The 7,553-nt window shown below is 69.0% G+C and carries 5 protein-coding genes; all 5 read right to left on the reverse strand.

The window, feature by feature from the left end; translation table 11 throughout:
* Nucleotides 1-120 precede the first annotated feature (120 nt).
* Nucleotides 121-2,580, reverse strand: coding sequence for a DUF6165 family protein (locus tag AB7O82_RS21100; protein ID WP_428620098.1), 2,460 nt, complete (start codon nt 2,578-2,580; stop codon nt 121-123).
* Nucleotides 2,581-2,978: 398 nt separating this feature from the next.
* Complete coding sequence (locus AB7O82_RS21105) at nt 2,979-4,436, reverse strand: FAD-dependent monooxygenase (protein ID WP_428620100.1); 1,458 nt, start codon at nt 4,434-4,436, stop codon at nt 2,979-2,981.
* A 288-nt stretch (nt 4,437-4,724) separates the two neighbouring features.
* Nucleotides 4,725-5,900: a PA0069 family radical SAM protein gene (locus AB7O82_RS21110; RefSeq protein ID WP_428620102.1), complete on the reverse strand. Its 1,176-nt coding sequence runs from the start codon at nt 5,898-5,900 to the stop codon at nt 4,725-4,727.
* 31 nt (nt 5,901-5,931) lie between these two features.
* On the reverse strand, nt 5,932-6,960 hold the full coding sequence (locus AB7O82_RS21115; protein ID WP_428620104.1) for a phosphotransferase: 1,029 nt from the start codon (nt 6,958-6,960) through the stop codon (nt 5,932-5,934).
* 129 nt (nt 6,961-7,089) lie between these two features.
* The coding region (gene moaB / locus AB7O82_RS21120; protein ID WP_428620106.1) for a molybdenum cofactor biosynthesis protein B at nt 7,090-7,553 on the reverse strand (464 nt) is incomplete at its 5' end.

Consider the following 7,553-nt stretch of genomic DNA (forward strand, 5'->3'; position numbering starts at 1 on the left):
TCTTCCCATGAGCTATGAGCGGGCGAGACGCCCGCGGTCCAAGTAAGGAAGCATGAGCGCCATCGGAGTGGCGCGCTCCCAGCGCATGACGCGTTATTCCGGCAAGAAGAGATGCGCCGCTCAGTACGGCTCGTAGCTTTTCTCCTCGACGAGCTCGGAGCCCAGGAGCTCGTTGATCTGCCGCTTGAGGGCGGCCCTCTGGTCGTTCTGGCGATACACCGAGCGGGCCAGCGCGACGAAGCGATCGTCGAACTGTCCCGTCGCCTCCTTCTGCCTCAGGGCGTCCTCGATATCCCACAAGGCCTCGTTGACCGCACGCAGAGCAGCCTTCCTCGCCACGAGATCGGGTGACGCCGCAAGCTCCGGATCGACGACGGCGGCCAGCAGGGCCAGCTCCCGGCCGACGTTGGCGCGCGCCCGCTCGTCACGCAGGCGTTCGCTCTTGATCTCGAGGATCGTGATCTTGTCGACCAGCTCGCCCCACGAGACCGGGACCGACGGCGCCCCCGCACGCGCCCGCGGCGTCCGCGAGCGGCCGGCCGCTTCGAGCAGGCGCGCGAGCTCGGCTTCGATCTCGCGGAACACCGGCTGCCAGTCACCACGCGAGCTCTGACGAAACAGCCGCAGGGTGGGGTACCACGGGCTGTCCGTCCGATCGTCCTGCCAGCGCCAGTCGGGCACGGCCTTCAGCGCGACCCACGTCCTGATGCCCAACGCGCCGGCGAGATGTGCCACCGCCGTGTCCGACGTGATGACCAGGTCGCAGTGGGTCATCACCGCCGCGGTATCGACGAAGGCGTCGGGACCGGCGTCGAAGCCGTCGCCCGGCGTCTCCACGTGCAGGCCATTGGGCAGGTTGGACAGCTGCTCGAGGCCTTCGCCCTTGTGCAGGCTGATCAGGCGGACGCCGGGCAGGCGGGCGATGCCGGCGAAACACGTGACCGGGAAGGATCGGCCGCGATCCAAAGCGCCGGTGTTGCCCTGCCAGCAGATGCCGACCTTGAAGCCATGACCGCCGATCCTGTCCCGCCAGCGCTCGACGCGCGCAGGATCGGCGCGGAGATAGGGGACGCCGTTCGGAATGCTATCGCTCGCCGTCCCGAGGGCGAGCGGCAGGCTGATCAGCGGCACCTGGAAGTCGTACGTCACGCGACCTTCGATGAGGTCGCCGAGGTCGATCAGCTCGACACTGCCGGGTAGACCCTTCATCAGCCCCCGCAGCGGCCGTTGCGGCGCGAACAGCACCCTGGCGCCGCGCGCCTCGAGCAGCGGCAGGTAGCGGCAGAAATGGATCGTATCGCCGAGCCCCTGCTCCCAGGGCACGGCGACGGTCTTGCCGTCGACCGACTCCTCGCCGAGCCACAGCGGCCGCGGCAGGTCGCGCCGCGGGGTCGGGAACCCTTCGTAGCGCCAGCGCCATTCATAGCCGCGCCATCCCTCGGCGAAGTTGCCGAGGCGAAGATCGAGCAGGCTCTTGTTCCAGTGCGCCGTGGCGTAATCGGGATGGCGGGCGATCGCGGCCCGGAGGAGATCGAGCGCCTCGGCGAAGCGACCGCGCTCGACCAGCGTCTCGGCGAGGTTGTTCATCGCCAGCCGGTTGTCCGCATCGAGCTCGAGGGCGCGTCGATACGGCGCCTCCGCCTCGACCGGCCGGTCGGCATCGCGCAGGAGATTGCCGAGATTGTAGTGATGATGCGTGTTGCCGGGATCGCGCGCCACGGCCTCGCGGAAGCATCCTTCGGCCTCGTCGAGCCTGCCGAGATGGCGAAGCGTGGTGCCGAGGGAGCTGTGAGCCTCGGCGAGTGCCGGCTGCGCCTCGGTCACCCGCCGAAAGTGCCCCTCGGCCTCGGCGAAGCGGTCCTGTGCGAACAGCAGCTTGCCCAGCTCCAGATGGGCGCCCGCGGCAGCGGCGGGCTGAAGCGCGATCACATGCCTGTAGCTTGCCTCGGCGCGCGCCGTGTCACCGAGCCTGCGGAAGGCGTCGCCCTGGTAGGCGTACACTTCCGGATCGTCGGCCCTCAGAGCCAGCGATCGATCGAGGACAGGCAGGGCCTCCTGCGGCCGCGCCGTCGCGACCAGCGCGAGACCCAATGCCTTCCAAGCCAGCGCCGATTGCGGATACGCCTCGGTGAGCGGAAGGGCGGCGCGCTCGAGGTCGGTGAAGGATCCTGCCTCGACGGCACGCTGCAGCGTGCCGATCTCGGCCGCGGTGGGCTCGCGCGGCAACCGTCCCTCCAGTGCCTCCAGCGACGCGACTGCAATTCCGGAGTCCCTCGCCTGCAGGAGCGCGCGCCGGGCGTCCGCCAGACGGCCGCAGTTGGCGAGGGCGGCGACGTAGCTCAGCCAGCTCGCCTCCTGCTGCGGCGCCGCGCGCAAGGCCGCCTCGAAGTAAGGCAAGGCCTCGGCGATCCTGCCGACACCGACGGCCAGGGAGGCAAGGTTGTGGTTGGCGAACGCGTGGGACGGCTGCGTCTGCAGGATGGCCCGGTACAGCCGCTCGGCTTCCGGCAGGTTCCCCGCCTTGTGACACTCGATGGCGCGATGAAGAGCCTGCTCGAGGGTGAGATCGGTATTGGCCATGGCCATCGCTCAGGTCGCCATGCCGTCACAGCGCGCAGTCGTCGGGTTCACAACGTGCCTCTCGATTTCCCGGCCAACGAGGTTACTGGTGAGGTCGCGGAGCAGCCCTGAGTGCCGTCGACCGCGCGCTTGCCTTATCGTCTGTTGCGCCACCTATCAATCGTTCCGCGCGAGGGCAGCGCGGAAATGATCGCGACGAACGGCCTTCGGGCAACTTGCCGGGCATTGCTGGGCCGTTACCCATCAGGTCGCACGGCCGACTCGCCCATCGCCTGCGCTTGCCGTCGTTCTGGCGCCGTCGCGGCTTCATCCCCTCGAGGGACGATCCACTTGTCCTGTTCCGATCACTCGGCGACATCGCAGCATCCCTGGCCCGCGCTCGCGGATGAGGTGCAAGGTCAGCCGGCAATCCCCGCCAGATACTTCTCCGCCAGCGCCCGATCGGCATGGGCATCGGCGAAGCAGACATAGCCGTCGGGACGGATCAGGCGCAGGGTAATCTCCGGGTTGGGCTTCGCCACCACCAGGCCGGGGAAATTCCGCGCCAGGGCGGCGACGGCGGCGGCCGGACCGATGGCGGTGAAGCGCGCGCCCTGCGGGCCTTCGGGCAAGGGATGCGGCCAGCGCTCGCCCGGGCTCGGTCCGCTCCCGCCGATGCCGTCCGTGAAAGTCAGCGGACTGTCGGGATAGCCGATATCCATCTCCGAGAGCTGGTCGGCGATCTTGTGCTGGATCAGCGGAAAGCTGGTAGCGAAGCGCACGATCGTGTTGCGCACGCCCTGGACGATCGGGTTGCGGGCGATGGCCGCTTCGGTCAGGCGGCCGGCGTTGCGCAGCACGCGGTCGCCGACGGCGCTGCGCTCCGGCGAGTAGCTGTCGAGCAGAGCCGGCCTGGCGCTGCCCTGGATCACCAGCGAGAGCTTCCAGGCGAGATTGAAGGCATCCTGCATGCCGGTGTTCATGCCCTGGCCGCCGGCCGGGCTGTGGATATGGGCGGCGTCGCCGGCGAGGAAGACGCGGCCCTTGCGATAGTCCTTCACCTTGCGCTCGTTGATGCGGAAGCAGGCGAGCCAATAGGGGTTGGTCATTACGAGATCCCGCCCGCTGCGATGGCTGAGCAGCGCCTGGATCTCCTCCAGCGTGGGATCGGCGCGATGGCTCTCGCCCTCGGCCGCACCGAGATCACCAATGACCCGCCAGCGATCGCCGACGATGGGAAAGAAGGCGAGGATGCCGTCGCGGTGCCAGAAGATGTGAAGCCTGTCCTTGGGCTCCAGCCCGGCGATGAAGCCGTCGGCCAGCGCCCAGTCGCTCTGCAGGGTCGAGCCTTCGAAGGCGAAACCCAGCCCGTGCCGCACTGACGAATGCGCGCCGTCGCAGCCGATCAGCCAGTCGGCCGATACCGTCTCGGTCTCGCCGCTCGCCTTTTTCAGCGTTGCTTCGATGCCGCTGCCCGTGTCGGTGAATTTCGTCAGCTCCACGGGACGCTCGACGGTGACGCCGCGGGCAACGAGGTGCTCATCGAGGACACGCTCGGTCTCGCTTTGCGGGATCATCAGGGCGTACGGATAGCGGCTGTCGATCGAATCGAGCGAGACGTTGGCCACGATCTCGCGACCGGTCGAGATGGTGGCACCATGCGCCTGCATGCCGGCCGACAGGAACCCCTTCACGTAACCCGCGTCGTCGAGCAGCTCGAGCGTGCGGCTCCACAGCACCAGCGCCTTGGACTTGTCGGTGCGCGCCGGCGCCTTGTCGACGATGCGCACGCCGATGCCGCGCCGCACCAGCTCGTTGGCCATCGTCAGTCCGACCGGGCCCGCGCCGGCGATCAGCACCTGTGGGTTGTTGGCCATGACGTCGATCTCTCCCTCATGCGACGCTGGATCATGACTGCGCTCCTCGACGAAGCCAAGAACCCTCGCGGAGCCGTTCATTTGGACCGCGGGCGTCCCGCCCGCTCATGATCTTCCGGACCGCGGGCGTCCCGCCCGCTCATGAGTCTTTGCCGGGTGCGCGCCACTCCAGTGGCGCTCATGAGATGGCATGATCAATAAGAAGAGCACCACTGGAGTGGCGCGCTCCATGAGCGGGCGGGACGCCCGCGGTCCGCATGAGCGCCGGCGGTCCAAGAAGAGAGGCCGTCAGAGCAGCTTGAGCTGCCGCGCGTCGCGCCTGGCGTCGACCAGCGCCGTGCGCGCCGCCTCGGGAACGCGGAAGCGGGCGGTGTCGAGCCGGTAGCGCTGCCTGTTGAGGCCGAGGCGCTTGACGGCGACAGCGAAACGCGAGGCCAGGAGATCGGCGATCGGACCCTCGCCGCGCATGCGCTTGCCGAACTCGGCCTGATAAAGCGCGCCGCCCCGGAGCTGGCGGATCAGCGACAGCACGCGCTCGGCGCGGTCGGGCCGATGCTGGCGCAGCCACTCCTCGAACAGTTCCTTGATCTCGAGCGGGAGCCGGAGGACGATGAAGCCCGCGCGCGTCGCGCCGGCGTCAGACGCCGCCTCGAGGATCGCCTCCATCTCGTGATCGTTGAGGCCGGGGATCATCGGCGAGGTCATGACGCCGACCGGCACGCCGGCGGCGGCAAGGGCGCGGATCGCCGCGAGCCTTCGATGCGGCGCCGAGGCGCGCGGCTCCATGGTGCGCGCCAGGTCCTTGTCGAGCGTCGTCACCGACACGAACACCTCGGCGAGATTGCGTCTGGCCATGCCGCCCAGGATGTCGATGTCGCGCGTCACCATGTGGTTCTTGGTGACGATGCCGACCGGGTTGTTGAAGTCGCTCAGCACGCGCAGGATCTGGCGCGTGATCTTGAGCTCGCGCTCGACCGGCTGGTAGGGATCGGTGTTGGTGCCCATGGCGATCACGTCGGGCCGGTACTTGGGCGAGGCGAGCTCGGCGGTCAGCAGCGCCGCGGCATCGGGCTTGAACAGAATCTTCGTCTCGAAATCGAGCCCGGGCGACAGGCCGAGATAGGCGTGGGTCGGCCGCGCGAAGCAGTAGATGCAGCCGTGCTCGCAGCCGCGGTAGGGATTGATCGAGCGATCGAACGGAATGTCGGGCGACGAATTGCGTGCCAGGATCGTGCGCGTGGCGTCGCGCGTCAGCGTGGTGCGCAGCGGCGGCAGGGCGTCGTCGTCATCGGCGGCTTCGGCGGAGGCGCCACCTTCCGGGCTGCCCGCCTCCCAGCCGTCGGTCGTGCGGATTCGCTTCTCGCTGTCGTAGCGGCTCGATTCGTTCGACAGCGCGCCGCGGCCGCGATGCACCGGCTCGGGGATCGGGTCGTCGGGGTAGTCCGGCGGCGCTTTCGGCCTCATGAACGAATCATGAGAACAAAACAGGAACTCGTCAAGCCTCCATCCACTCGGCCCGGATGCCGCGGATGGTATCCCGCTGGAAGGCGTCGTCGATGCGGGCGTCGATGTGGGCCTTCATCGCGGGATCGAGCCCGGCATCGCTCCATTGCGTGGGATCGGCGGGATCGCGCGGGCTGCGCGTCTGGACCCGCCAGCGCGCCATGAACAGCATGGTGCGCAGCCAGGTGAGCCGGCGCATCGGCAGCAGCCACGGCTCGAGCGCCGCCGCCTGTGCCTTGCCGACCCTTGCGAGATAGGCCGCATGGAAATCCTCGACGTCACGGCGCGACAGGATTGTCCCGACATTGGGATCCCACAGGGTCGAGGTCGGCAGGGTGGCGTGCGCGAGATCAATCGCGGGTGAGCCGACATGGACCTTCTCGAGGTCGACGAACCAGTCGATGCCGTTCAGATCGACGATGAAGTTGCCGGGATGCGTGTCAGCCAGCGCCATCGTCAGGGGCTGCGGACGATCGGAAACGGCGCGCGCCAGGACGCGCATCGCCTGCAGCTCCTCGACGATCCCGGCGCGCGCGCGGGGATCCGGCATGGCCTGGTCGAGAAACCGCGCGGCGCCAGCCTCGACCGCCTCGAGCGTGGCGCGGAAGGGATTCTCCTGCCGCGGGATCGGCGAGCCGGACGGGGGAAGCGGCACGGCGTGAAGCCGCGCCAGGGTGTCGGCCATCGCCGTCAACTCGGCCGGCAGGTCGGGCGCACGGCCCTCGATGCAGTCGACGATCAGCGCTCCGCCGGGCAGGCCGACACGCGGCTCGATCACCGCATGCAGGCGCGGCGTGCGGCCGGCCGGCGCCAGATGGCGGAACCCTGCGGCCTGGGTCGCAAGCCGAGCCGCCGCCCCCGCGTCGCCCTCGTGGGCGTAGGCGACGCGCGCCAGCAGCCCCTTCGGCAGGCGTACATGACCATGCGCCGTGCCGATCGCCGGCAATCGCACGAGATCGCGTTCCGCCAGCGCGGCAAACGCCGGCCGCTCGCGGAGCGCGGCCAGCAGGCTCGCGATCACCGCTCAGCCACTGCGCGCGATCATCGCTCGGCAGCTCGGCGCGATCATCGCCCTGCCGCTCCGCGCACTATCATCGTTCAACCGCTCCGAGTACGATCATCGTTCAGCCGCTCCGCGCACTATCACCGTTCAGCCGCTCCGCGGCGGGCGGCCTTCGTTGAGGCGCGGCATCAGCTCGGCGAAATTGCAGGGGCGATAGCGGATGTCGAGCTGCTGGCGCAGGATGTCGTCCCAGCCGTCGCGGCAGGCGCCGGTCGAGCCGGGCAGCGCGAAGATGTAGGTCGCGTTGGCGACGCCGGCGGTGGCGCGCGACTGCATCGTCGAGGTGCCGATCTTCTGGAAGCTGATCCAGCGGAACACCTCGCCGAAGCCATCGATGCGCTTCTCGAACAGCGCCTCGAGCGCCTCCGGCGTGACGTCGCGCCCGGTGACGCCGGTGCCGCCGGTGGTGATCACCACCTCGACACGCGGGTCGTCGATCCATTTCTTCACCTGCGCCTGGATCCGCGGCACGTCGTCGGTGACGATGGCGCGATCGGCCAGGACATGGCCGTCGCGCGCGATGCGCTCGACCAGCGTGTCGCCCGACTTGT

Source organism: Reyranella sp., assembly GCF_050185545.1.
In the GTDB taxonomy this organism is placed as follows: domain Bacteria; phylum Pseudomonadota; class Alphaproteobacteria; order Reyranellales; family Reyranellaceae; genus Reyranella.

What these genes read in the sequence shown, in the direction of transcription:
- AB7O82_RS21100 (WP_428620098.1), bottom strand. Translation starts at nt 2,580, where the DNA reads ATGGCCAATACCGATCTCACCCTCGAGCAGGCTCTTCATCGCGCCATC.
- AB7O82_RS21105 (WP_428620100.1), bottom strand. Translation starts at nt 4,436, where the DNA reads ATGGCCAACAACCCACAGGTGCTGATCGCCGGCGCGGGCCCGGTCGGA.
- AB7O82_RS21110 (WP_428620102.1), bottom strand. Translation starts at nt 5,900, where the DNA reads ATGAGGCCGAAAGCGCCGCCGGACTACCCCGACGACCCGATCCCCGAG.